Genomic DNA, 24,074 nt, shown 5'->3' on the forward strand with positions numbered 1-24,074 from the left:
TACCTTTGTCGGCAACGGCGAAGCCGACGTCATGATGCAGGCGCCGCGGGCGCGTATCGGTGCACGGAAAACCCGCTGGGGTGCGCCGGTAAGGACTCGCCAAAAACCGAACCGGGCGTCGGCTCCCGCTCGACGTCGAAATATCACCTGCGGGGGCGCGCTGATTTGGCTCGTCTCCGTCTGGTGCGTTACGCCAGCCCCAGTTGCTTAACGCACCGGCTCGCCGGTCACCTTCGCGAGCCGTTCGCGCACACCCGCCACCTGTGTCGTTACCGGCGCCTCGGCGTCCTTCATCAGCTGCAGATAAGCGCGATAGTATTCGGCCGCCTTGGCGCGATTCCCGCGCTCCGCATGCAGGTCGCCGAGTGATTCGAGCAAGGGCGCGTACCAGGATGGCTCGTAGTAATAGCCGTACGCCGTGCTCGACGAGGCGAGTGCGCGCTCACCGAGTGCGATGGCCGAATCGGGTTTGCCGGCACGGCGCATCATCTCGGCCGCTTCTGGAAATCCACGATTGTACCAGTGCGCGGCCGACACGGCCGGCGTGCGGTTCCAAGCCAGGAACAGGCTCGCGGCACGCTCCCAGTTTTGTTCAGCGGCTGCAATGGCGCCGAGTGCCAGCGACGAGTCGGCGCGAAAGGATGGATCGCTTGCGCCGCCGCGCGCACGCCACTCGTCAAGCAGGCGGCGGGCATCGCTCACGCGGCCAACATCGGCGAGCACGGCGATCACTCCCGAGTAGCTGTCAACATCGCGATCCTTGAGCGCGCTGGTGAGAAACGGTTGCAGGCTCGCGAGGGCCCGCACGCTGTCCGACGTTAGCCGGTACTCCGCGAGCACCAGCATCAGCTCTTGGCGTACGAACGGCCCCTTGCCAGAACGACAGGAGCGCCATCGCTGCACACGGCCACGCTGGAGGTCGAGCAGGCAGTTTACCTCCGTCTGAACCGCCAGCGGCGGCGCCGTCGGCGAGGCCAGATACCGCGTCAACGAATCCAAGTCGCGTTTCGCGAACAGAATACTGAGCTCGATCGAGTACCGATAGTTATTGCTTGGAATGCGCGCCCGAGCCAATGCGGCGGTGGATTCTGCCGCGGCGAAACGGTGCTGCGCCACCTGCGCCTCGGCGAGATTCCAGAGCGCAATCGACGACGTGGAATCGGCGCTGACGGCCCGGCGTGCCATGATCTCCGACTCGGCCACGCGTCCATGCTCGGCGAGGAAGTTGGCGAAGTTCGAGAACGCCGATGCCGAACCTGACTCGGCGAGGCTCGACCACGCCGCCTCTTCGGCGGGCGCGTCGCCCATGATTTTATGGTAGCGTGCCTCCGTGGACAGCCGTTGCACATCCGACATCCGGTTGCGCAAAGCGTAGGCGCGCTTGGTGGCATCCGTGGCGCCACTCACCTGCCCAATATTTGAGTAGATCACGGCCAGTAGCGACCACGCAGAAGCAAATGCCGTGTCGAGCGCGATCGCCTGCGTCGCCATCGCGATCGCCTTTGGGCGCTCGCCGTTCGTTTCCGCGCGTGCGGCCGTGGTGTAGAGGCGAAGCGCCGGCAACGAGGCCGTGGTGACCTGGGCAAGCGGTGTGGAGGCCGCCACGGAGCGCAGCGATTCCCCAATGCGCCTCCGCAACTCGCGGCCGATCTGCTCCACGGCCCCAATCAACTCCGCATCACTGGCGGCCGTCGCCCGCGCCGTGAGCGCTTCACTCCCTTCGCGGGTGGCGACGACGCGCGCGGAGATTTGGTAGCCGCCTCCGAGACGTGCCACGTCGCCCACGATGTACGCCTTCGCCCCTTCACGTTCGGCCAGCTCGCGTACGGCGTTTTCCGGCAGCGCCGTGCCGCGTGCGAGCTCCATGCGCGTGAGTGCCGCCCATGTGGCTTGCTGGCTCATGACTTCTACGGCTCGCGACTGCTGCAGTTCGGTGCGCACGGCGTCGGTGACGGTGGCGGAGAGGGTGGAGTCCGTGGTGCGATTCTGGAACTCCGCCACCAGCACGATGTCATGCTCCGCCAGTGCATTGTTCCCGATGAGGGTGCCGGCGCGTCCGACCTTGGTGTAGATCGTGGCGCCGACAGCCGTAGCGACGAGTGCGATGCCGGCAGCGAAACGCAGCCCGCGACGAGCGCGCGTCGACGCGTTCGTCGCCGAGCCAGCTGATGCGGCGACTGTCCCCGTAGATCCCGCGCTCATGCTGTCGATGATGCGCAGAATCTCATCGGCGCTCTGGACGCGATCCGCCGGTGACTTCTCGAGGCACCGCATGACCAGCTGCGCCAGAGCGGCGGGCACGTTGGGTCGCACCGCGGCGATCGCTTCCGGCGTTCGCGTAAGGTGCGCGGCGACGATCTGCTGGGCGCTGGACCCGCTGAACGGTGCGTGCCCTGCGAGCATCTCGTACGCCATCACGCCGAAGGCATAGAGGTCCACGCGATGATCGAGTCCCGCATCCGCCATCGCCTGCTCGGGCGCCATGTACGCCGGCGTGCCCATGGCGAGTCCGGTAGCGGTGAGCGCCGCATCCGGCGCCGCATCACTCACGGCCTTCGCAATGCCGAAGTCGGTCACCAGGGCGTGACCGTCGGCCAGCATGATGTTCTCCGGCTTGATGTCGCGATGAATCAGGCCGCGTCGGTGCGCGTGAGCCAAGGCGTCGGCCACGTCACGTAAGAAGCGTATGGCGTCGTCGACGGGCAGGGCACCGCCTCGCGTCAGCCGATCGCGCAGCGACTCGCCATCCACGAAGGGCATGACGTAGTACAACACGTCGCCGCTGCCGCCGGAATCGAAGAGCGGCAGAATGTTCGGGTGCTGCAGTCCGGCGGCGATGGTAATCTCCCGCAGGAACCGGTCGGCGCCGAGGCTCGACGCGAGTTCGGCGCGAAGCACCTTTACGGCCACTTGGCGATGGTGGCGCGTATCCTTGGCGAGATACACGTTGGCCATGCCACCGACGCCTACTTCCCGCATCAGGACATATCGCTCGCCGAGGGCGGCCGTCAGCTCAGGGCGTGGCGTCATGTCAGCAATGTGCGCGTCGCACCGCGCAGCCGCGAGGGGATGGCCCGACTCGTGCTGCAGCGCAGATATATCGCGATCACGTTTTGACGTGCACGTTTAGCGTAGGCGCGCGCGCGACGAAGGGGCCCATCGCCGACGCAGATCGGTCGGGTGTCATGCGCCAGCTAGCGGTAGGTTGATGTACTGCGGGAGCCGAGACAGGTCCGCCTTACCCGTGACCTTCATCATCGACACATATGGACTTGGCCCAGCGTCTCAACGCCGCCCTCGAGGGCCGATACCGCATCGAGCGGCCGCTCGGCGTCGGCGGAATGGCGACCGTCTACCTCGCGCGGGACCTCCGGCACGATCGGCAGGTGGCGCTGAAGGTGCTCAAGCCCGAGCTGGGGATGGTGCTCGGCGCCGAGCGGTTCCTGGCCGAGATTCGGACCACCGCGAACCTGCAGCATCCGCACATCCTGCCGCTCCATGACTCGGGCGTCGCGGACACGCTCCTCTTTTACACGATGCCGTTCGTTGATGGTGAGACGCTCAGGGAACGGATCGATCGCGAGGGGCGGCTGCCGATCGCGGACGCAATCCGGATCGCTGCCGACGTGGCCGACGCGCTGGACGTAGCGCACGAGCAGGGAATCATCCACCGCGACATCAAGCCTTCGAACATCCTGCTCTCGCGTGGTCAGGCGCTGGTGGCGGATTTCGGCATCGCGCGGACGCCGGATTCGCATAGCACACGCCTGACCGAAACCGGCGCGTCGCTCGGGACCATCGGGTATATGAGTCCGGAGCAGGTCATGGGTGACACCGACGTTGACCACCGGGCGGACATCTACAGTCTGGGATGTGTGCTCTTCGAGATGCTCATCGGCGCACCACCCTACGCCGGACGCACGGCGCTGCAGGTCCTCGCGCACCAAGCGACCGAGCCGGTCCCCTCGGTGCGGGCGCTCCGGCACGAAGTATCGGCGGCGCTCGACGACGTGGTGACGACCGCGCTGGCCAAGGATGCGGACCGCCGCTTCGCGAGCGCCGCGCTCTTCAGCGCGGGGCTCGCGCGGCGCGACGTGAAGCCCACGCCGCTGGCGCCAACCGTCCCCATGCTCGTGGTGCTGCCGTTCGCGAACCGGAGCCCCGATCCGGACACGGAGTATTTCAGCGACGGGCTCACGGACGAGGTCACCTCAGATCTCTCCCGGGTGTCAGCCCTGCGAGTCATCTCGCGTAACTCGGCGATGACGTTGAAGGGAACGACCAAGGACACGCGCACGCTCGCCCGGGAGCTCGGGGTCGGGTATGTGGTGACGGGCACCGTCCGCCGGGCGGGGCCGTCGCTCCGGATCACCGCGGAGCTGGTGGATGCACAGGTCGACACTCCGATGTGGAGCGAGAAGTTCTCCGGCTCGATGGAGGACGTGTTCGGGTTTCAGGAAGACATCTCCCGGCAGATCGTCGCCGCGCTCCGGCTCACGCTTACGAACTCGGAGGCGCGACGCGTGGGTGAGCGGCCGATCGCGGACCCGATCGCGTACGACTGCTATCTCCGCGCCTCACGGCTCATGTACAACTGGACGCCCGATGCGCAGATCCACGCCGTGCGGCTGGTGGATGAAGCGATCGCGATCGTCGGGCGTGCCCCCCTGCTGCTGGCGATGAAGGGACAGCTCGCGTGGAACCTGGTGAACGTTCCCCTTGCGGCGACGGACGGGGCGCTCGACCGCGCGGAGCGGCTGGTGGGGGAGGCGCTCGCGATCGATGCGGACTGCCCGCTCGCGATCTTTGTGCGCGGGCTCGTAGCCGGCACCCGTGGACAACCCGAGCTCGGCCTCGTCGATCTGCGCCGCGCGTGTGAACTCCAGCCCGGCGACGCCAACATGCTGGTGGAGACTGCACGCTATTCGCTCGCGACGGGCGCAGCGGGCGCGAAGCAGGTCGTCGATCGGCTGGTGAGCATCGATCCATTGACTCCGCAGACCCATTTGATCCTGGCCATGTACCTCGGGACGCACGGCCCACGTGAGGAGGCCGCGGCGCCGGCTCACCGCGCGATCGAGCTCGCGCCCGACAACTCCTGGATCCAGATCAGCGCTGCGTGGTGGATCGCGATCTCCGGTCGACGCATCGAGGCGGCCAGGATTCTCGACTTGGTGGCCGCGGGCGCCGACGACTTGCGCGGCGCGTTCGCGACGTTCTTGCGCTGCGCGCTCGAAGGAGACGAGGCGGGAGCGCTCCGGGTTGGGACCGAGGAGATGGAGGGTTCGATTTCCAACGAGTGGCTGCTCAGGTTCATGGCGGATGGCTGGGCGCTGCTCGGCCGCAAGCGAGAGGCGCTTCGCGCGCTGCGCGCTGCGATGAAGCGTGGCTTCATCAACCCGCATGACCTGGCCTCGGGCGGCGGGTTTCTGGGGCCTCTCGTCGCTGATGCGGAGTACCAGGCGCTGCTCGCGAGTTCGAGTCGCCTCATTTGAGGAACACCTGACTTTGGTAGTTTTGCTACTGGATTCGTACGTTTCTCAAATCGTTGCGTTCTTTGAAAAAAGCCATACGGTCGTACCATGGCGACGAGAGCGCCAACAAAGCTAAAACTGTTGTACGCGACTCTTCGGCCGGCTCACCCCGTCAGGGGCGCATCGAACAACTTGGCGGTGCACTCTGTCCTGGCGAGGGTGGCTGCTCAGGCTCGCGCGGGGGGTCTGCAGCCGACCAGACGATGGACTCAAGCTCTATCCGAGTCTGAAGGCACTGGAGGCAATGCACGAGGGCCTGCACGTTGGCGGCAAGTCTGCGCTTGAGTGGCACGGCGTTCGTCACTACGTCGCCCAGCGCCCGCTCCTTCCGCTGTATGGACAACACTAGCCCGAATTTCTCACGAGGGTATTGCATCACGGCCGCTTCGCGTGGCAGAAAGGGTTTGTCGAGAACACCTTACGCGCAACCCGGAGACGGCCGTAATGTCCACAGCGTGTACGACCGAACCGTTGACGTTTCACGGGGTCGCGGGGCGTCAGGTGGTGGCGCGGGTTGACGGCGGCGCGCTGACCTCCGACGGCGGGGCCGTGCTGCGCACGCTCTACGAAGTCGTGTACGGCGCGCGTGGCGAGCTGGAGCATCGGATCAAGGAACAACAGCTGGGCCTCTTTGCGGATCGCACGAGTGCGGCCACCTTCCGCGCGCATCAACTGCGACTCTACTGCTCAACCGTCGCGTACGTGCTGCTCGCGGCCCTGCGGCGGCTCGGCCTCGCGGGCACGGCGCTCGCCAAGGCGCAGTGCACCACGATCCGTCTGACGCTGCTGAAAGTCGGGGCGCGGATCCGCGTCACCGTGCGCAACGTGTGGCTCGCGCTCGCGAATGGGTGCCCGCACGCGGGCTCTTCGCGCAGGTGCACGCAGATGCATCGATGTCCAACGCGAGCGAAATCGTGCGCTGAATCCGCACCGCGTATCATGCCCATCCCCGACGCGGGGCCGCGGCGCGACCCCGTCACCAGCATACCCCTCGAAAAACCCGCGCGCAGACGCGCTGCCAGCGCCACTGCCGTCCGATCAGGTCACCGTGAAGGCCAAACACTCGCCATTTTCACCGAACAAGATCCTCAACCCCCTCGCGCGCGCCGTGACCGCCTGATCTCACGCACTGGTGAGAAATTCGGGCTAGCGGCCTACATGAACGACTCGGCTCGACGGATGTTAACGTGACCGGAGCCGTACTCGCGCGCGAAGCGCTCGTCGAAGAGGCTCTGCGGTCTGTACAGATGCTCCGACACCAACTGAATGAGCGGCGACGTCTAGTGGTAAACCCATTGGTCGCGGTCCTTGATGTCCGATGGCACAGGGTTCACGTCGAACACCGGCGACAGTCTCCAGCCCACGGCGCCCACGTACAGGAAGCCGTGATTGCGCAAATGGTCATCGGTGTTGGAGATGAGCACCGAGAACACGATGCGCCGCCACAGTTCGGCCAGATCCTGCGCCGCAGCAGCTCCATGCGCCCGCAACGCATCCGCAATCTCCGGGTAGCTCCGCCTCTACCCGTCCACTGCGCCGAGCATGCTCATGGCGGAGAGGTATGGAATGCGACGCACAGCGTGGTCGGTCACCTGGCGGTCGAAGCGGGTGACGAGCAACACATCGTTGTCGGCGACGCGATCCAAGCGGGACTTTGTCGTACGAAGACCGGCCTCGCGGGCGAGCTGCAGAGCCACGGCCTCCCACGCGACGACCCGGTAGTCGTCCTCGTTCCGCTTGGGAAACTTGGCGATCAGCAGGGCGCCGCTCGCGTCGCGGACGGACGCTTTCGGACGGGCACCGCCCAGCGACGACCCCCGGGGCGAGCAGGAGGCGCAGATCCTCGGCGGTTTCCTGGTCGGCCAGATATCGATCAGATGCGGCGAGCAGCGCCGGGAGCTCGACGAGGGGGGGGCACTCCCGCTGGACCTTCGGGCGCAACGAACGGGCCGCCTTCTGAAAGCGCGAGACGCAGCGCACCCTGCCGGACACTGTCCGTGACCCCAAACAGGAAGTCGACCTCGCGCAGGGCGCGCGGTGCCCGGTTCTCGGCCTTGGCCTGACGACGTTCAGCGCGGCGCAGGAGGGTCTGCCCCCAGCGATCGGGCGCAGAATCACCGAGCGCGCCGAACATGCGGCGAGCTTCGCCCGCGTAGTGCGGCGCACGTGATACGGTCAGCGCTGGTTCGAGGGCAAAGCTGTGGTCGCTCGCAATCCATGCGTCGTCGTACTGAAACGCTGCGGTCTCGCGATGCGCGATGCGCGGTGACGAACAGGCGCCCAACCAGACGCGGCGACCCGGTAGTGTCGATGTACACGCAGGCGGTCGGGGCGCTCATGGATTCCCCCGTTCTGTCCGAGGCAGCCGGACGCGTTTGGGCAAGCGCTCGGCCTCCAGCGCCAGCCCCTCGCGGTCGCCGGCCGGCGCGGCCAGCTCTCCCAAGCGGTTCGCGAGCCCGAGGGCGAAGAGCACGCTGGCCCACGTCCCCATCGCCACCCGTGGGTCGCCGCGCTCGAGCCGGGCCACCGTTTGCCGAGTGGTCAGCGCGCGATCGGCCACCACTTCCATGGGAAGTCGGCGGCGGCGCCGGGCCTCACTGACATCGGCGCCGAGGCGTTCGAGGGCGCGCTTGACCTCTGAGGGGACAGGTGCCGTTGGCGTAGGCATACGAATGTTTGCTGTAGAAAACGCAAAACAGCTTTAATGTATTACCAAGATAACCTAACAGCCGTTTGTGTGTGTTGCGAGTGTTCCCTCATGGCGGCCGGGGCCCGCCCGAGGTGCGGCTTCGAGCCGGTCAAATTTCAGAAGTATGAGACAACGACGCCCCGCGAGCGAACTGCCGGCGGGGCGCGCACAATCATCGGTTTTCCATCTCACATGCGAACGCCCGGACTCGAACCGGGATGGTGTTACCCGCCAGCTCCTAAGGCTGGTGCGTCTACCAATTTCGCCACGTCCGCCAACCTCTGGACGCAAAGTAATACCCGGCCGCGATCGGATGTAGCGGCTCCGCGCTGGGTTGGCCGAGCCGTCAAGGTACGCGTAGCTTCGCCGTATGCCCAGACTCGCTCGCCCGTGCTCCGTCCGTCTCCGCGCGGCCGCGCTCATCGTCGCCGCCTCGATGCCTGCGGTCACGACCCCAGCAGAAGCGCAGCCGCGCCCAACGGGGCAACGGGCCCGCGAAGGCTACGTGACGACCGCCGACGGCGCCCGCTTGTTCTATCGAATCGTGGGTGGTCGTGCCGATACGCTGGTGGCGATTCACGGCGGGCCGGGGGTGGATCTGGAAAGCATTGCCGGTGACTTCACGCCGTTGAACGCGAAGCATACGGTGATCTTCTACGATCAGCGTGGGACTGGACGCTCTACGCTACCCGCTGACACCGCGCGACTGAACGCCACGCAGCAGATCGCAGACCTCGATGCGATTCGCACGCATTTTCGCCTCGATCGGGTCACGTTGATCGCGCACTCGTATGGTCCGCTGCTCGCGGCGACTTATGCGATCGCCCACCCGGATCATGTTCGTCGAATGATCCTCATGGGGCCCGTGCCGCCACGTCGCGGCGATTTCTGGCGTCGCTTTGCCGAGAACTCGGCGTCGCGCATGGATAGCGCTGGGCAACGTGAGCTGTCGAGTGCGAGCCGACGGTTGCAGAGCGCCACTGCCGGCGACTCGGTGCGTGCCGCTTGTCGCGACTATTGGCGGGCGGCCATGGTACCGCGTCTCGCGGAGCCGGCGCGCACGTTGCCGTTGATTCGCTCCGACTTGTGCGCCAGTGATGCACGCGGCATTCAATACGGACTCTCGACCACGAATCGGGTGGTGATGGGCTCGTACGGCGACTGGGATATCCGCGCTCAGCTGCGCACCCTCCGTGTGCCGACACTCATCATTCACGGAGAGCAGGAGGCGATTCCGATGGATCTGGTCGAGGAATGGGTTGCCGCGCTGCCACTCGCCAGACTGGTCAAGGTGCCTCGGGCGGCGCATTTCGCGTACGCCGAACGCCCTGAGCTCGTCTGGCCCGCCGTCGAAGCCTTTCTTCGAAAGTAACCAAAACTAAAACGGGCGGCATCGCACTGCGATGCCGCCCGTTCGTTTCGCGCCGTTGAGATGTCCCTGCGCGATCAGCCGCCCACGCGAATGTTTACCACGCGCTCACCTACTCGCGGATCCATGTTGCGCACCAGCAGACTCACGTAATCTCCGTCCTTAAGACCCGACAGCACACCCTGCAAATCGTTCACTGTCTTTACGGCACGACGCGGGGTCGGGTAGAGCACTTCGAGCACGATGTCACTTCCCGGGGCGAGCTTGTCGCGCGCCGGGCCGTCTTCAGTCACTCCAGTAACGCGTACGCCACGACCTTCGAGCTTCATTCGCACGGCGACTTCGGTTGGCACGGCTTCCAGCGTGATGCCAAGCTTTCCTGCGGCCGGTACGGTCGTCGGACCCACCTCCGGCGACGTCGCCACGCGGCTGATCACGTCGGCTTCCACCAGCTTCACCTTGTAGCTCTTCTTGGTGCCGAAGCGCATCACTTCCACCGGCACGAGGTCACCCACGCGTCGTGAACGCACCACACGCTGCAGTGAGCCCACGCGATCCACCGGCTTGCCGTCTACCGTAATGATGATGTCACCGACTTCGATGCCGGCACTCTTGGCCGGGCCACCGTCTGCCGGATTAAAGCCCCGTACCTTCACACCCGCCACCCGGGCGAGACCGTTGATGCCGGCGTCTTCCGGATCGATGCTCCCAACTGACACACCCATCACGGGCAGGCGCACGCGCCCTTCCTTGATCAGGTCATCGGTCACGGACTTCACCAGCGTGATCGGAATCGCGAAGCCGTACCCCGAGTAGAAACCGGTCTGGCTGGCGATGGCACTGTTCAAACCGATCACTTCGCCGCGCAGGTTGATGAGCGGCCCGCCAGAGTTGCCGGGGTTGATCGCGGCATCCGTTTGAATGAAGTCGGAGATCGTGAAGTTGCCGGCGTTTGGCAGCTGGATTTCCGAGCCACGTCCCTTGGCCGAGATGATACCGGCAGTAACGGTAAAGTCGAGACCCAGCGGATTTCCCACCGCGAGCACCCAGTCACCGATGCGCGTGGTTTCGTCGTTGCCGATGGCGAGCGTGGGCAGGCCCTTGGCGTCGATCTTCACGACCGCCACGTCGGTGGTGGAGTCGGTGCCGATCACCTTCGCCTTGAAGGTCCGACCATCGCTGAGCGTGATCGACACCTGGTCAGCGTCGGCCACCACGTGGTTGTTCGTGACGATATATCCGTCCGGCGTCACGATAAATCCTGAGCCTTCGCCGCGCTGCTGCCGTGGCTGCTGCGGTCCGAACTGCTCGAGAAAGTCTTCCATGCCCTGCGGTGCGCGGCCGCGAGCTTGCGGACGGGGGCGGGCAGTGCGGGTGGTGTTCACCGCCACGACGCCCGGCGTGACCCGTTCGGCAATGTCGGCGAACGAGCTTCCTTCGGGGGCCATGGGGCCGCGCACGGAGGCCGAGCGCGAGGTTGTGCCACCCTGCGCCCAGCTGATCTTCGTCCAGTCCATGCCGGACGCGAAGAGGACGCCGGCGGAAAAGCTCACCGCCGCGGCGGCGGCGAAGCGGAATCGGGAGAAACGAGAAGCCATGTGTCTGAACCCGTTGAATGCGGTACGAGCTGGGTGCGGTCAAAAGCTAGCCTGAGACCTACATAGAATAAGACACCGGACCCCCGCTTTCAGTTTCCGCAGGAGTCCGGTGTCTCGATACACCCACGTGGCGCTTACTTCTTGGTGTCGTCGACGATCTCGTAGTCGGCTTCGACCACATCGTCGGCCTTCGCGGCACCCGGTTCCGGCGCGCCGCCCGGAGCAGCACCGGCTTCGGCCGCCGCGCCCTCGGCCGACTGCTGTTGATAGAAGGCCTGGCCCGCTTCGCTGTAGGCCTTCGTCAGCTCTTCTTGTGCGGCTCGAATTTCGGTCATGTCGTCGCCGCGAAGCGCCTTACGCGAGCGCTCGATCGATGCGTCGATCCGTTCCTTCAGCTCCGTCGAAACCTTCTCGCCCCACTCCTTCACGTTCTTTTCGACTTCGTATGTCTGTGAATCGAGGCGATTGCGCGTCTCGATCTCTTCGCGACGCTGCTTGTCTTCACCCGCGTTCTTCTCGGCATCCTTGACCATCTTGTCGATGTCCCCATCAGACAAGCCACTCGATGCTTCGATGCGGATTTTCGTTTCCTTGCCAGACGCCTTGTCGCGCGCCGTCACATGCAGAATGCCGTTGGCGTCGATGTCGAACGTGACCTCGACCTGCGGCATGCCGCGCGGAGCGGGTGGGATGCCGGTGAGTTGGAACTTGCCGATCGTGCGGTTGTACACGGCTAATTCGCGTTCGCCCTGCAGCACGTGAATTTCGACCGTCGTCTGATTGTCGTCGGCGGTGGAGAACGTCTCCGCCTTCTTGGTCGGGATGGTCGTGTTGCGCGGAATGAGCACCGTCATCACGCCACCGAGCGTTTCGATGCCGAGTGACAGCGGTGTGACGTCGAGCAGCAGCACGTCCTTCTGCTCGCCGGTGAGCACCGCGCCCTGGATGGCGGCGCCCACGGCCACGACTTCGTCTGGATTGACGCCCTTGTTCGGCTCCTTGCCGAAAAACTCCTTGACGACCTGTTGGATCTTCGGAATACGCGTGGAGCCACCAACCAGGATGATCTCGTCGACTTCGCTCGGCTGCATGCCGGCATCCTTGAGCGCCTTCTTCATGGGCTCGAGGGTGCGCTGAATCAGATCGTCCACCAGCTGCTCGAACTTGGCGCGTGTGAGCGAGTAGTTCAGGTGCTTCGGTCCTGCCTGGTCGGCGGTGATGAACGGGAGGTTGATGTCGGTGCTGTTCGCGCTCGACAACTCCATCTTCGCCTTTTCGGCCGCTTCCTTAAGACGCTGGATCGCCATCGGATCCTTGCTCAAGTCGATGGCCTGATCTCGCTTGAACTCGGCCACCAGCCAATCCACCACACGTTGGTCGAAGTCGTCGCCGCCAAGGTGCGTATCACCATTGGTAGACTTCACTTCGAACTGGCGCGTGCCATCCACGTCGTACAACTCGAGGACGGAGATGTCGTACGTACCGCCGCCGAGGTCGAACACGGCGATCTTTTCATCGGTCTTCTTGCTCTTGTCGAGACCGTAGGCGAGCGCCGCCGCCGTGGGCTCGTTGATGATGCGGAGCACGTCGAGGCCGGCGATCTTGCCGGCGTCCTTGGTGGCCTGGCGCTGCGCGTCGTTGAAGTACGCGGGCACCGTGATGACAGCCTTGGACACGCTGTGGCCGAGGTAGTCTTCGGCCGTCTGCTTCATCTTCTGCAGGATCATGGCCGAAATTTCGGGCGGCGTGTAGCGCTTGCCACCTACCTCGACCGAGGCGACGTCGTTCGGGCCGGCGACGATCTTGTAGGGCACGCGCGACTGCTCAGCCTGCGCCTCGGTGGTCCGCTGACCCATGAAGCGCTTGATCGAGAAGATCGTGTTCTGCGGGTTGGTCACCGCCTGACGCTTGGCGATCTGGCCCACCAGGCGCTCGCCGTCTTTCGTAAAGCCGACAACCGACGGGGTGGTCCGACCGCCCTCGGCGTTCGGGATGACCACCGGATCGCCACCTTCCAGAACGGACACCACGGAGTTGGTGGTTCCAAGGTCGATGCCGATAACTTTTTCAGCCATTGAGGTCTCGTTGAGGAGTTGCAGCCAGTAGGGACTACTTCGATACGTGCTTGCTGTGTTCCACTGCTGCGGGTATTAAAGGCAAGCGGTGGGCCGCGATGCGCCTGCCGGACCGGCGTACTTCTGACGGTTCGGTGGGGGAGTCGAGGCTGTCGTGGCGGCAGTCTGCCAATTTGACCTGCTGAGGGTGCCATGTTCCCCATTTCGGACGACAATCCTACCCTTCGAACGCCGGTGATGACCATCGGGCTGTTGGGGATCACGTGGGCGGTCTGGTTTTTCGTGCAGGGGGCAGGGAGTCCCCTGCCGCTGGCGATCAGCGTGTGCGACCTGGGCATGGTGCCGGGGGAGCTGACTCGGCTGGCGCCAGTGGGCTACGGGGTGCCCTTGGGGCGCTTCGGCGATCAGGCGTTGGCCTGTGTGATCGACGACTACGCCGTCAATTGGCTTACGCCGATCACCAGCATGTTCCTGCATGGGGGGTGGGGGCACATTATCGGCAACTCGCTCTACCTGTGGGTGTTCGGCAACAACGTGGAAGACAGCATGGGGCGCTGGCGCTTCCTGGCGTTTTATCTGCTTACCGGCGTCGCCGCCGCGGTGGCGCATCTCGCGGTCGATCCGTCGTCGCCGGTGCCCACGGTGGGGGCGTCTGGGGCCATTTCAGGAATTATGGGCGCGTACCTCATGCTCTATCCACGGGTGAAGGTGCGGACCTTCATTCCACCGTTCTTTCTGCTGCGGTTTCCGGCGTGGGCGGTGCTCATCCTGTGGTTCGGCAGCCAGGTCGTGGCAGGATTGCCGGAACTGTCGCCACTGCGCCGTGAGATCTCTGGTGGCGTGGCCGTCTGGGCCCACGTGGGCGGCTTCGTGGTGGGGGCGTTGCTGGCGCGCTGGTTTGAGAACGCGGAGCTGGTGCGTCGCAAGGTGGCGGTCAGCGACGCGAAAGTGGTTTGGCGCTGAACCGTTCGGTTCCGGCTCCGTACGTCAACGTCCTGTAACGATAAAGGTCACACGTGGCGTTCCGGCACCGGTGACGCAATCGTTACGGTGCGTAGGTCACCCCGTGTGCGGTACGCCTTCTCTCAGCCATCCGAGCCGTGAAGCTCTTTTCAAAAGACGAAACGTTTTTCGATCATTTCCGGCAGCTTGCCGTGTACATGGGTAGTGCGTCGAGCCTACTTCGCACCCTCTTCGAGAACCCCGCCGATGCCGCGCGGATCGCGGTCGAAATCAAGAAAGTCGAAACCGATGGTGACGCGGTTGTTCACCTGATCAACCAGCGCATCGACACCAGCTTCGTGACGCCGCTCGATCGCGAGGACATTCATGTGCTGGCGACGCGCTTGGACAACGTGATCGATCTGATCAATGGGGCGGCCCGACGTGTCGTGATGTTCCGGGTGAAGGCGCCGCGTGGTGGCGCGGTGGAGATGGCCGACGTGTTGGTGCGGGCCAGTGCGGAGATTCTGGCGTCGGTGGGCGATGTCGCCAAGCGCGTGAAGATGCTGGAGCATGGTCGCAAGATTAAAGCGCTGGAAGAAGAAGGTGACGTGCTTTATGCACAGTCGGTGGGGGCCTTGTTCGAGCACGACGAGCCGGCCATTGAAGTGCTGAAGTGGAAGGAGATCTACGATTCGCTCGAAGAAGCGATCGACGAGTGCGAAGATGTGTCGAACGTGCTGGAAAGCATCGCGCTCAAGAACAGCTGACGGATCTGTGGTCAACTTCGTCATCTTCATCGTCGTCGTCGCACTGGCGTTCGACTTCATCAACGGATTTCACGACTCCGCCAACTCGATCGCCACGATCGTCGGCACGCGAGTCCTGAGTCCGTTGGCGGCCGTGGTCTGGGCGGCTGTGTTCAACTTCTCCGCCCTGTTCTTTGTGGGCACAGCCGTCGCCAAGTCGGTAGCCGCCGGCTTCATCGATCTCAAGGTGGTCGATGCGAACGTTATTCTTGGCGGACTGCTGGGCGCGATCATGTGGAACCTGCTCACGTGGTGGTTTGGTATTCCCTCCAGCTCGTCGCACGCACTTATCGGCGGCTACGCTGGTGCGGCGGTGTCGAAGGTTGGATTCTCGGCGTTGCTCTGGGGCAAGAAGTGGATCGAGACGCTCTCGGCGATCGTGCTCTCGCCGGCGATCGGTATGCTGATGGGATTCGTGCTGATGGTGCTCGTGCTCAACTTGTTTCAGCGCGTGACGAGTACGAAGGCGGACAAGTTCTTCCGGGTAGCGCAGCTCACCAGTTCGGCGCTGCTGTCGTTGGCGCACGGCGGCAATGACGCGCAGAAGACGATGGGTATCATCGTTGGGCTGCTGGTCGCCACGCAGGCATCATTCGTCGGCGAAACGGGGCTACTCAGTCACATGTACGTGACGTCGCTCGACTCGATCCCGGTATGGGTCGAACTGAGCGCCTACACGATGATTTCGCTGGGCACGCTGTTCGGTGGCTGGCGTATCGTGCACACCATGGGCACACGCATCACAAAGTTGCGCCCGGTGGGTGGCTTTTGTGCTGAGACGGCCGGCGCGCTGGTGATTCTGTCGGCGTCGCGCTTCGGGATCCCGGTGAGCACCACCCATACGATCACCGGCGCCATTGTCGGCGTCGGCGCCACGAACCGCCTGTCAGCGGTGCGCTGGGGATTGGCGAGCAAGATCGTGTGGGCGTGGGTGATCACCATTCCGGCCGCGGCCGCGATGGCGGCGATTTCGTACAAACTACTGGCCGCGTTCAATCCACTCTGATCCGCCTCCCGTCCGGCGCGGTACGCCGCGCCGGACCGCCGCTATCCCGTCGTCAACCGCTTTGTCGCTGCCGTACCTGAATCGCGAGCTGAGTTGGCTCGACTTCAATGCGCGCGTGCTGGAAGAAGCGTTGGACACCCGCGTGCCGTTGCTGGAGCGCCTCAAGTTTCTGGCGATCTTCAGCACGAATCTGGACGAGTTTTATATGGTCCGGGTAGCGGGACTGCGTCGGAAGGTCACGTCGGGCGCGCCACAGTATCCGCCCGATCCGCTGTCGCCTCCCGAGCAGCTCGAAGCCATCCGGACGCGGGTGCACGAGCTCCTGCAGCGTCGGCATCATGCGCTGCATGCGCTGCTATTGCCAGTCCTCGAGGAGAAAGGCATCAAGCTGGTGCCGATGTCGTCGCTCGACGAGACCGAGCGAGATCGGATACACGCCTATTTTGAATCGCAAGTGTTCCCGGTGCTCACGCCGTTGGCCGTCGACCCTGGGCATCCCTTTCCGTACATCTCGAATCTGTCGCTGTCGCTCGCGGTGGACATCGGTGATCCGGATAGCGGCAAGGAGCATTTTGCGCGCGTGAAGGTGCCCCGCTCGCTGCCCCGGTGGGTGCCGATCGATCGCGAGGGTGAGCACGTCTACGTGCCGCTCGAGGAAGTGATCGGCGAGCATTTGGGCACGTTATTCCCGGGTATGGAGGTGAAGCGGTGGTTCACCTTCCGAGTCACGCGCTACTCCGATCTCGATCTCGGACAGATCGACCAGCCCGAAGATCTGCTGGAGACGATCGAGCAGCAGGTGTTTCAGCGACGCTTCGGCGAAGTGGTGCGACTGGAAGTGCAGCGCGACATGCCGCAGTCCATGCGGCAGCTGCTGCTGGAGGAGCTGAGTGAGAGCGAGACACAGCTCGTGGCTCCGCTCAGCGCGCGCGATGTGCACGACCGGGATGATCTCCTGGAGCTGGGCGATCTGTTGCAGATTGCCGGTCTTGAGGTACCGGAGCTGCGCGACGCACCCTACACGCCGGTGGTGCCGGCGCCGTTTCGCGATGGGCGCAACATCTTCGAGGCGATTCGCGAACGCGATGTCCTCGTGCATCACCCGTACGAGTCGTTCAGCTCGTCGGTGGAGGCGTTTCTCGAAGCAGCGTCGAGCGATCCACAGGTGCTCGCCATCAAGCTCACGCTGTACCGCACGTCGGGTGACACGGCCATCGTGCGCGCGCTCACAGAGGCCGCCGAAGCGGGGAAGCAGGTGGCGGTGATTATCGAATTGCAGGCGAGATTCGACGAGCAGAACAACATCACCTTCGCGCGTACGATGGAAAATTACGGCATCCATGTGGCCTATGGGCTGCCGGGGCTCAAGACGCACGCCAAGACGGTGTTGGTGGTGCGACGCGATGCCGACGGCATCCGACGTTATGTGCATGTCAGCACCGGCAACTACAACTCGAAAACAGCGCGACTCTACACGGATATCGGGCTCTTTACCTGCAATCCGCAGATCGGAGCCGACTCGAGTGACCTGTTCAACTCGCTTACCGGCGTGTCGCGGCAGAAGTTCTACCGGCGGCTGATCATGGCCCCGGCGAACTTGCGGAAGCGCACACTCGAACTGATCGAACGCGAGTCGGCGCACGCGAAGGCCGGACGCGGCGGGCGTATCATCGCCAAGATGAATGCGTTGGTCGATCCCGAGATCATCGTGGCGTTGTATCGCGCGTCGCAGGCCGGGGTGGAGATCGATCTGATCGTGCGCGGCATCTGCTGTCTGCTGCCGGGGCTTCGAGGCGTGAGCGATCGCATCCGCGTGGTCAGCATTATCGGCCGCTTTCTCGAGCACTCGCGGATCGCGTTCTTCTCGAACGGCGGAAATCCCGAGTACTACATCGGGTCGGCCGACTGGATGCCGCGTAATTTCGACCGCCGCGTGGAAGCCATGGCGCCCATCGACGATGTGGCGTGGCACGGTCGCCTGCAGCGTGTGCTGGAAATGTGTCTGGCCGACAACCGACAGGCCTGGGAGCTCGGGGCCGACGGTACGTATCATCGGCGCTCGCCGAATGGCGCCGAGGAGCGCGCCACGCAGGCCACGCTGATGCGCGATCCGTGGGGCGGCTTCGAGACGAAGGCGAGCGCGAAGTCGAGCACAAAACGGAAGCGGAGTGAGGCGTCGGACGTGGCGCCACCTAAGCAAGCGCCGCATCGGTGATCGTGGTCGCCAACCACTCGCGGCGACCACGGCCGAACCGCCTTTACCGCAGAATCACACCAATCTGCGCCGATGAACAGCATCGACCACAAGGGATGGGGACGGCGCGACTACTCGCCGTCTCCGTCGTCGTCCGCGCGGATCTCGCTGCCGTCGGGCGCCACCACCACGATCGGACGGCCGAGGAGTTCCTCGAGCAGATGGCGCTTACGGCTCGCGCCCCAGCACTCAAGGCGCACGCTGGTGGCGCCTTGGGCCTCCACCACACGCACGCGCAAGGCGTCGTTGGTGAGCTTCAGCTGCAACGTGCCTACCGCCGCGACATGACCGCGGTCCATCCCGTCGCCGAAACGCAGCAGCGCGGCCAACTTGACGACCTTGTCGCGTGATGCGCGATCGAGCTGCGCGAAGCCGCGATGCTTCATCTTGGGTGGCGTGCCACGATGGTAGCGGGCCACATGCGCCACGACAATCTGCTCGGCGGGCGTCATGCCCAGCAGGTCGGCGTGCGAGATGAGATGAAACGAGTGCTTGTGGTGCTTCTCGTAGTTGATGTGGTACCCCACGTCATGCAACAGCGCCGCATCGGCGAGCACCTGGCGATCGCGCGTGTCGAGTTGCAGCCGCGGGGCGAGCGCGTCGAACAGCTGCAGTGACAGCGCCTGCACTTGGCGCGCATGCGGTTCCTCGTAACGACAACGCTCGGCGAACTCGCGCACGGAGCGCTCGCGTGCCACACCGGGGTCGGCGACCACCGGCGCGACGCGCGCCGCTTCGAGCAGCAGCCCTTCGCGAATGCCGTAGGCCGAGGCGAGCAGATCTCGCGGATCGAAGCGCGAGAGAACTTCGGCGGCTACGGCGAGACCGGCCACGATGATGTCGGCGCGCGCTGGGTTGAGACCCGGCACATGCCCGCGTTCGTTGGAGTCGAGACGCTGCAGCCAGTCGAGCACATGCTCCAGCTCCACCCGGGTCACCCGTGTACCGTGCGGCGATTTCACGGCCACATGCTGCCGCGACAGCACGATGCCGGCGAGGTTGGTGAAGGTGCCGCCGGAGCCGATAACCTGCGCGCCGCGCCAGTCCTTTACCGGCACTGCGCGCTTGAGACCATCGCGCACATGCTCGCGAAGCGCGCGCACGCGGCGCGGGTTCACCCGGGGTGTCAGGAAGCGTTCGGTGAGACGGACGGCACCGAAGGGCAGCGAAGCCACGCGCTCGATGAGACCATCCTTGGCCAGCACGAGTTCGAGTGAGCCGCCGCCGATGTCCATGACCACGGTACGGCCGGCGCCCAACTCGAAGTGCGCCAAGGCGCTCCGAAAGCAGAGCAGCGCTTCCTCCTCACCGGTCAGGATACGGACCTGATGTCCGGTGAGTACTTCCACCTGACCCGTAAAATCGGCGGCGTTGGCCGCATCGCGCACCGCGCTGGTGGCCACGATCTCGATGCGGGCCGCACCCAACTGCCCGGCCAGCGTCACCATGCGTTGTACGGCGGTCACGGCAGCATCGATGGCGGTTGGCGACAGCGCGCCGGTAGCCTCCAGTCCTTCACCCAGCCGCGGCATCGCCTTCATTTCGTCCACCACACGGATCTGACCGGTCGGCGATACGTCCGCCACGATCTGCCGCACCGAGTTGGAGCCGATGTCGATCGCGGCGATCCGGATGTCGGTCGATGCGGTCGTGATTGGTGCCGTCATGTCGCGTGGCCGGAAGAGGGCATCGGGGCGTCTTCGTCGAACCGATGACGAATCTGCTTCCCCTCGGCAAGATACACGGCGTCTTCTCCGATGTTGGTGGCGAGGTCGGCCACCCGCTCCAGATTGCGGCTCACGAGCAGCAGTTCGAGCGACGGGGCGATGGTCTGCGGGTCGCCCATCATGTCGGCCAGCAGCGCACGAAAGATGCTTTCGTGCTGTGCATCCACGTCGTCGTCGGCTTGGCCCACCGCTCGGCCGAGGGCCCCATCGCCGCGAATGAACGCGTCGAGGGCGTCGCTCAACATGGCGCGGGCGCGCCGGGCCATATCGGCCAACGCGGGGACGACCGGCACCGCCGTGCGCTGATCAACCAGACGCACCGCGCACTGCGCGATGTTGACGGCGTGGTCACCCACCCGCTCGAGGTCGCTGGACACCTTGATCGCGCCGATGAGGAAGCGTAGGTCGCGCGCCATGGGCTGCTGCAGCGCCAACATCGCGATCGCCTGATTCTCGGCCTCCACCTCGAGTCGGTCGAGCTCTTCGTCGGCTTCTATGACGGCAATGGCCTTGTCCCGATCGCGCTCGATGAGGGCTTCCATCGAGAGGGCCACCAGCGACTCGGCCCGCTCGGACATGTCGAGCAACCGCTGCTTGAGCAACGCCAACTCGTCGTGAAAATGTCGATATCCCGCGGGGGCGTTCCGCATCAGCCGAACCTCCCGGTGATAAACGCTTCGGTGCGCGAGTCCGACGGGCGCGTGAAGAGTTGGTCGGTGGCGGTTTCTTCCACGAGCACGCCGTCGATCAGCAGGGCGGTGCGGCGCGAGACACGCGCGGCCTGATGCAAATTGTGCGTCACGATGACAATGGTGAGGTCCGGCTGAAGATCGTAGAGGAGCTCTTCGATGCGTTGCGTGGCCTGCGGGTCGAGGGCGCTGGTGGGCTCGTCGAGCAAGAGCACCGCTGGCCGATTGGCGAGCGCGCGAGCGATGCAGAGTCGTTGTTGCTGACCACCCGAGAGGGTCAACGCATTCTCGCGCAGCCGATCCTTGACTTCGTCCCAGAGAGCGGCCCGACGGAGCGCGTCTTCGACCGTGTCGTCAAGGGCGCGGCCCTCGAGTCCGGCGTTGAGTCGCGGACCATAGGCCACGTTGTCGAACACCGAGCGGGGAAATGGATTGGAGCGTTGGAAGACCATGCCGACGCGTTGCCGCAGTTCGCTCAGATCCACCGTGGGTTCATACACGTTGACGCCATCAAGCAGCAGTCGCCCACTACTACGTGCACCAGGCAGTGCTTCGTTGAGGCGATTGATCGCGCGCAGCAGGGTGCTCTTGCCGGAGCCGGATGGCCCGATGAGTGCGGTGACAGACTGCGGGCGCACGGCCAGGTCGATGTTGTGCAGGGCCGGCGTGCTCCCGAACCACGCCGAGAAACGCTCGAGCACGACCGCGCCGGCAAGACGGTGGATGTCGGTGGTCATCCGAACCGGCCGGTGATGTACGCTTCGGTGCGCGCGTCGGACGGCGTGGTGAAGAGCTGTCGCGTGGGCGCGCACTCCACAATGCGACCATCGAGCAGAAATGCCGTGACGTCGGAGATGCGCGCGGCCTGCTGCATGTTATGTGTCACCATGATCACGGTGACCGTGTCACGCAGATCATACAGCAGTTCTTCGATGCGTTGTGTGCCCATCGAGTCGAGCGACGCGGTTGGCTCGTCGAGCAACAGGACATCGGGCTGCACCGCCAGCGCCCGCGCAATGCAGAGTCGCTGCTGCTGGCCGCCGGAGAGCGCCATCGCGGAACCGAACAGTCGATCCACCACTTCGCGCCACAGCCCGGCGCGCTGCAAGGCGACTTCAACCAGTGCCTCCAAGTCGCTTTGGGTGATGTCGCGACGATGGGCGCGAATACCGGCGGCCACATTGTCGAATACGGACAGCGTGACGAAAGGCGTGGGGCGTTGAAAGACCATGCCCACCCGACGCCGCAGCGCGACCACGTTGGTGGTCGGCGCATAGACCGGAAACGCGCTGATCTCCACCTGGCCGCTCACGAACGCGCCTTCGTCGAGTTCGTGCAGGCGATTGATGCAGCGCAGCACGGTGCTCTTGCCGCAACCCGATGGACCGACGATCGCGAGCACGCGTCCCGCCGGGGCGACGACGTTGAGCTGTCGGAGCACGTTGCGGTCCGCGAAGCCGGCCGAGAGATTGCCGAGCCGCACGTGAGGCGCCGCGGCGTTCGTCGCACGCGGCTCACTCATCGAAGCGCCCGACGCGAGGTGCGACCTCCGACAATAGCTTGGCGCGTGCGCGCACCACGGCGCGTCCGGTGACACTGATCATCGTGACGAGGATGAGCAGCACCAACGCGCCGGCCCAGGCCTGCGCGCGCCATTCGTCGTACGGACTCTGGGCATACGTGTAGATCTGCAGCGGCAACGCGGCGATGGGCCGCGCCGGATCGACGGACCAGAACGGATTGCCGAATGCGGTGAACAACAGCGGCGCCGTTTCTCCGGCGGCGCGCGACATCGCAATAAGCATCGCGGTCACGATGCCCGGCATGGCGGTGCGCAGCACCACGGTGAGCGAGGTACGCCACCGTGAGAAACCGAGGGCCAGCGCGGCCTCGGTGAGGGCGACGGGCACCAGACGCACCATCTCTTCGGTGGCACGGGCCACGAGCGGCAGGACCAGCAAGCCCAGCGCGATGCCGCCCGCCCACGCCGAGAAGTGCCCGGAGGGCCGCACGATCAGTTCCCACACGAAGATGCCGAGGACGATGGACGGCAAACCACTCAGGACATCGGCCAGCAGCCGTACCGCCTGCGCGAAGCGCCTGCGACGATGCTCGGCCAGATAGAGTCCGGCGCCGATGCCGATCGGTACCGCCACGGTCATCGCAATGGCGACCAAGATGATCGAACCGACAATGGCGTTGGCGACGCCGCCGCCGCGTACGCCGGGGGGTGTCGGCAACTGCGTGAAGAATGTCGGCGTGAGTTGCCCGAGTCCGTTCAGCAGTAGGTGCGCGAGAATGATCACGAGGGGAATGACGGCCACGATCGCGGCCGTCCAGGTGAGCGCCGTCATGAGGCGACCCGCACGCTGGCGGCGGTGCGAACGAGCGTTCATGGCCACCGTCCACCTGACCACGGACCACCGGACCACCGTCCACCGGGCAAGCCGGTCGCAACGCGACGCACCAGCCAGCGCGCCAAGAGATTCACCAGCAGGGTAATCAGCAGCAGCATGGCGGCGACGGCCATCAACGCCGAGAGGTGCGCGTTGCTCGACGCTTCGGCGAATTCATTGGCCAGCAGCGACGCCATCGTGTATGCGGGATCGAACAGGGACTCGGGAATGGCGTGTCGATTGCCGATGACCATGGTCACCGCCAGCGTTTCACCGAGCGCGCGACCCAGCCCCAGCATGACGCCACCCACGAGACCGGAACGGGCAGCGGGAAGTACGGCATCGCGCACCACTTCCCAGTGTGTGGCGCCGAGGGCGAGCGCCGCTTCGCGTTGGGCCGAGGGGACGGCGAGCAGGACGTCGCGGCTCACGCTCGCGATGTAGGGCAGGATCATGATCGCGAGCACGAGGCTGGCGGCGAGCAGGCTCGGGCCGTAGGCCGGGCCGCGGAAGAGCGAAATCGCCGCGCCCAGCGGCAGCAGGGCCGGCATGACCGTGCTGCGCAACAACGGCACCAATACGAACACGCCCCAGAGTCCATACACGACCGAGGGAATCGCCGCGAGCAGATTGACCAGAAACGACACCGGTTCGCGCAATCGCGGCGGTCCGATGTCGACGGTAAAAATGGCCACGCCGATGGCCAATGGCGTGGCGATGCCCAGCGCGATCAGTGCGGAGAGCAGTGTGCCGACGATCGCGGGGAGGGCGCCGAAGCGCGCGCGTGGCACGTCCCAGGTGGTGCCGAAGGCGAGATCGCGGGCGTGGAGCGAAAGGGCCGGCCATGCGGCGCGCAGGACCACGGCGGTGAGCAGCACGAGCACGAGGGGAATCGCGGCGGCGCACACCGTCGTGACCGTGCGATAGAGACGGTCACCGAGCGGGGTCTGCATTCAGTGAAGCTAGGATTTCGCGCCTCGCGACCG

The 24,074-nt window shown here is 65.0% G+C and carries 18 protein-coding genes, 1 tRNA gene and 2 pseudogenes; 8 read left to right on the forward strand and 13 right to left on the reverse strand.

The window, feature by feature from the left end:
* Window positions 1-207: 207 nt before the first annotated feature.
* Window positions 208-3,030, reverse strand: a complete 2,823-nt coding sequence (locus ACLL97_RS01355; protein ID WP_411278677.1) for a protein kinase domain-containing protein — start codon at window positions 3,028-3,030, stop codon at window positions 208-210.
* 236 nt (window positions 3,031-3,266) lie between these two features.
* Between ACLL97_RS01355 and ACLL97_RS01360 the strand changes: the two genes are divergently transcribed.
* The 3 genes and pseudogenes from ACLL97_RS01360 to ACLL97_RS01370 form a co-directional block, all read left to right on the forward strand.
* Window positions 3,267-5,495, forward strand: a complete 2,229-nt coding sequence (locus tag ACLL97_RS01360; protein ID WP_411278678.1) for a protein kinase domain-containing protein — start codon at window positions 3,267-3,269, stop codon at window positions 5,493-5,495.
* A 202-nt stretch (window positions 5,496-5,697) separates the two neighbouring features.
* Complete coding sequence (locus ACLL97_RS01365; protein WP_411278742.1) at window positions 5,698-5,883, forward strand: AbiEi antitoxin N-terminal domain-containing protein; 186 nt, start codon at window positions 5,698-5,700, stop codon at window positions 5,881-5,883.
* A 206-nt stretch (window positions 5,884-6,089) separates the two neighbouring features.
* Window positions 6,090-6,410: pseudogene (locus tag ACLL97_RS01370) on the forward strand (transposase); the annotation flags it as partial.
* Between the two features lie 404 nt (window positions 6,411-6,814).
* Here ACLL97_RS01370 and ACLL97_RS01375 read toward each other — a convergent pair.
* From ACLL97_RS01375 to ACLL97_RS01390, 4 genes and pseudogenes are all read right to left on the reverse strand, one after another.
* Window positions 6,815-7,411, reverse strand: a pseudogene (locus ACLL97_RS01375) (type II toxin-antitoxin system HipA family toxin).
* Entirely contained in the window at window positions 7,408-7,818 is a 411-nt protein-coding gene (locus ACLL97_RS01380; protein ID WP_411278679.1) for a HipA N-terminal domain-containing protein, read from the reverse strand. Before ACLL97_RS01380 ends, ACLL97_RS01375 begins: the two are co-directional and overlap by 4 nt.
* Before the next feature lie 51 nt (window positions 7,819-7,869).
* Entirely contained in the window at window positions 7,870-8,202 is a 333-nt protein-coding gene (locus ACLL97_RS01385; RefSeq protein WP_411278680.1) for a hypothetical protein, read from the reverse strand.
* A gap of 214 nt (window positions 8,203-8,416) precedes the next feature.
* Window positions 8,417-8,498, reverse strand: a tRNA-Leu gene (locus tag ACLL97_RS01390).
* Between the two features lie 95 nt (window positions 8,499-8,593).
* Between ACLL97_RS01390 and ACLL97_RS01395 the strand changes: the two genes are divergently transcribed.
* The gene (locus ACLL97_RS01395) at window positions 8,594-9,595 is read left to right on the forward strand and encodes an alpha/beta fold hydrolase (protein WP_411278681.1); all 1,002 of its coding nucleotides are present in this window, start codon (window positions 8,594-8,596) and stop codon (window positions 9,593-9,595) included.
* A gap of 74 nt (window positions 9,596-9,669) precedes the next feature.
* Here ACLL97_RS01395 and ACLL97_RS01400 read toward each other — a convergent pair whose 3' ends face one another.
* A complete protein-coding gene (locus ACLL97_RS01400) occupies window positions 9,670-11,190 on the reverse strand; it encodes a trypsin-like peptidase domain-containing protein (RefSeq protein ID WP_411278682.1) in 1,521 nt (506 codons plus the stop codon).
* Between the two features lie 134 nt (window positions 11,191-11,324).
* Complete coding sequence (gene dnaK, locus ACLL97_RS01405; RefSeq protein WP_411278683.1) at window positions 11,325-13,265, reverse strand: molecular chaperone DnaK; 1,941 nt, start codon at window positions 13,263-13,265, stop codon at window positions 11,325-11,327.
* Window positions 13,266-13,457: 192 nt separating this feature from the next.
* On the opposite strand from dnaK, the gene ACLL97_RS01410 reads away from it, so the two are divergent.
* The 4 genes from ACLL97_RS01410 to ppk1 all read left to right on the forward strand — a co-directional run bounded on the left by ACLL97_RS01410 (window position 13,458) and on the right by ppk1 (window position 18,237).
* Window positions 13,458-14,228, forward strand: coding sequence for a rhomboid family intramembrane serine protease (locus ACLL97_RS01410; RefSeq protein ID WP_411278684.1), 771 nt, complete (start codon window positions 13,458-13,460; stop codon window positions 14,226-14,228).
* A gap of 137 nt (window positions 14,229-14,365) precedes the next feature.
* On the forward strand, window positions 14,366-14,977 hold the full coding sequence (locus ACLL97_RS01415) for a DUF47 domain-containing protein (RefSeq protein WP_411278685.1): 612 nt from the start codon (window positions 14,366-14,368) through the stop codon (window positions 14,975-14,977).
* A 7-nt stretch (window positions 14,978-14,984) separates the two neighbouring features.
* The gene (locus ACLL97_RS01420) at window positions 14,985-16,022 is read left to right on the forward strand and encodes an anion permease (RefSeq protein ID WP_411278686.1); all 1,038 of its coding nucleotides are present in this window, start codon (window positions 14,985-14,987) and stop codon (window positions 16,020-16,022) included.
* Between the two features lie 61 nt (window positions 16,023-16,083).
* A complete protein-coding gene (gene ppk1, locus ACLL97_RS01425; RefSeq protein ID WP_411278687.1) occupies window positions 16,084-18,237 on the forward strand; it encodes a polyphosphate kinase 1 in 2,154 nt (717 codons plus the stop codon).
* Window positions 18,238-18,347: 110 nt separating this feature from the next.
* Here the strand turns inward: ppk1 and ACLL97_RS01430 are convergent, their stop codons facing one another.
* Genes ACLL97_RS01430 through pstC form a run of 6 tightly spaced genes read right to left on the reverse strand, consistent with a single transcriptional unit; the run spans window position 18,348 to window position 24,041 of the window.
* On the reverse strand, window positions 18,348-19,943 hold the full coding sequence (locus tag ACLL97_RS01430) for a Ppx/GppA family phosphatase (protein ID WP_411278688.1): 1,596 nt from the start codon (window positions 19,941-19,943) through the stop codon (window positions 18,348-18,350).
* Entirely contained in the window at window positions 19,940-20,653 is a 714-nt protein-coding gene (gene phoU / locus ACLL97_RS01435; RefSeq protein WP_411278689.1) for a phosphate signaling complex protein PhoU, read from the reverse strand. Before phoU ends, ACLL97_RS01430 begins: the two co-directional genes overlap by 4 nt.
* Complete coding sequence (gene pstB / locus ACLL97_RS01440) at window positions 20,653-21,429, reverse strand: phosphate ABC transporter ATP-binding protein PstB (RefSeq protein ID WP_411278690.1); 777 nt, start codon at window positions 21,427-21,429, stop codon at window positions 20,653-20,655. Before pstB ends, phoU begins: the two co-directional genes overlap by 1 nt.
* Complete coding sequence (locus ACLL97_RS01445) at window positions 21,426-22,214, reverse strand: phosphate ABC transporter ATP-binding protein (protein WP_411278691.1); 789 nt, start codon at window positions 22,212-22,214, stop codon at window positions 21,426-21,428. Before ACLL97_RS01445 ends, pstB begins: the two co-directional genes overlap by 4 nt.
* The gene (gene pstA, locus ACLL97_RS01450) at window positions 22,207-23,088 is read right to left on the reverse strand and encodes a phosphate ABC transporter permease PstA (RefSeq protein WP_411278692.1); all 882 of its coding nucleotides are present in this window, start codon (window positions 23,086-23,088) and stop codon (window positions 22,207-22,209) included. Before pstA ends, ACLL97_RS01445 begins: the two co-directional genes overlap by 8 nt.
* The gene (pstC, locus tag ACLL97_RS01455) at window positions 23,085-24,041 is read right to left on the reverse strand and encodes a phosphate ABC transporter permease subunit PstC (RefSeq protein ID WP_411278693.1); all 957 of its coding nucleotides are present in this window, start codon (window positions 24,039-24,041) and stop codon (window positions 23,085-23,087) included. The genes pstA and pstC overlap by 4 nt, the downstream gene beginning before the upstream one ends.
* Between the last annotated feature and the right edge of the window lie 33 nt (window positions 24,042-24,074).

Origin of the sequence: Gemmatimonas sp. (assembly GCF_046594945.1) — a bacterium.
GTDB lineage: Bacteria > Gemmatimonadota > Gemmatimonadetes > Gemmatimonadales > Gemmatimonadaceae > Gemmatimonas.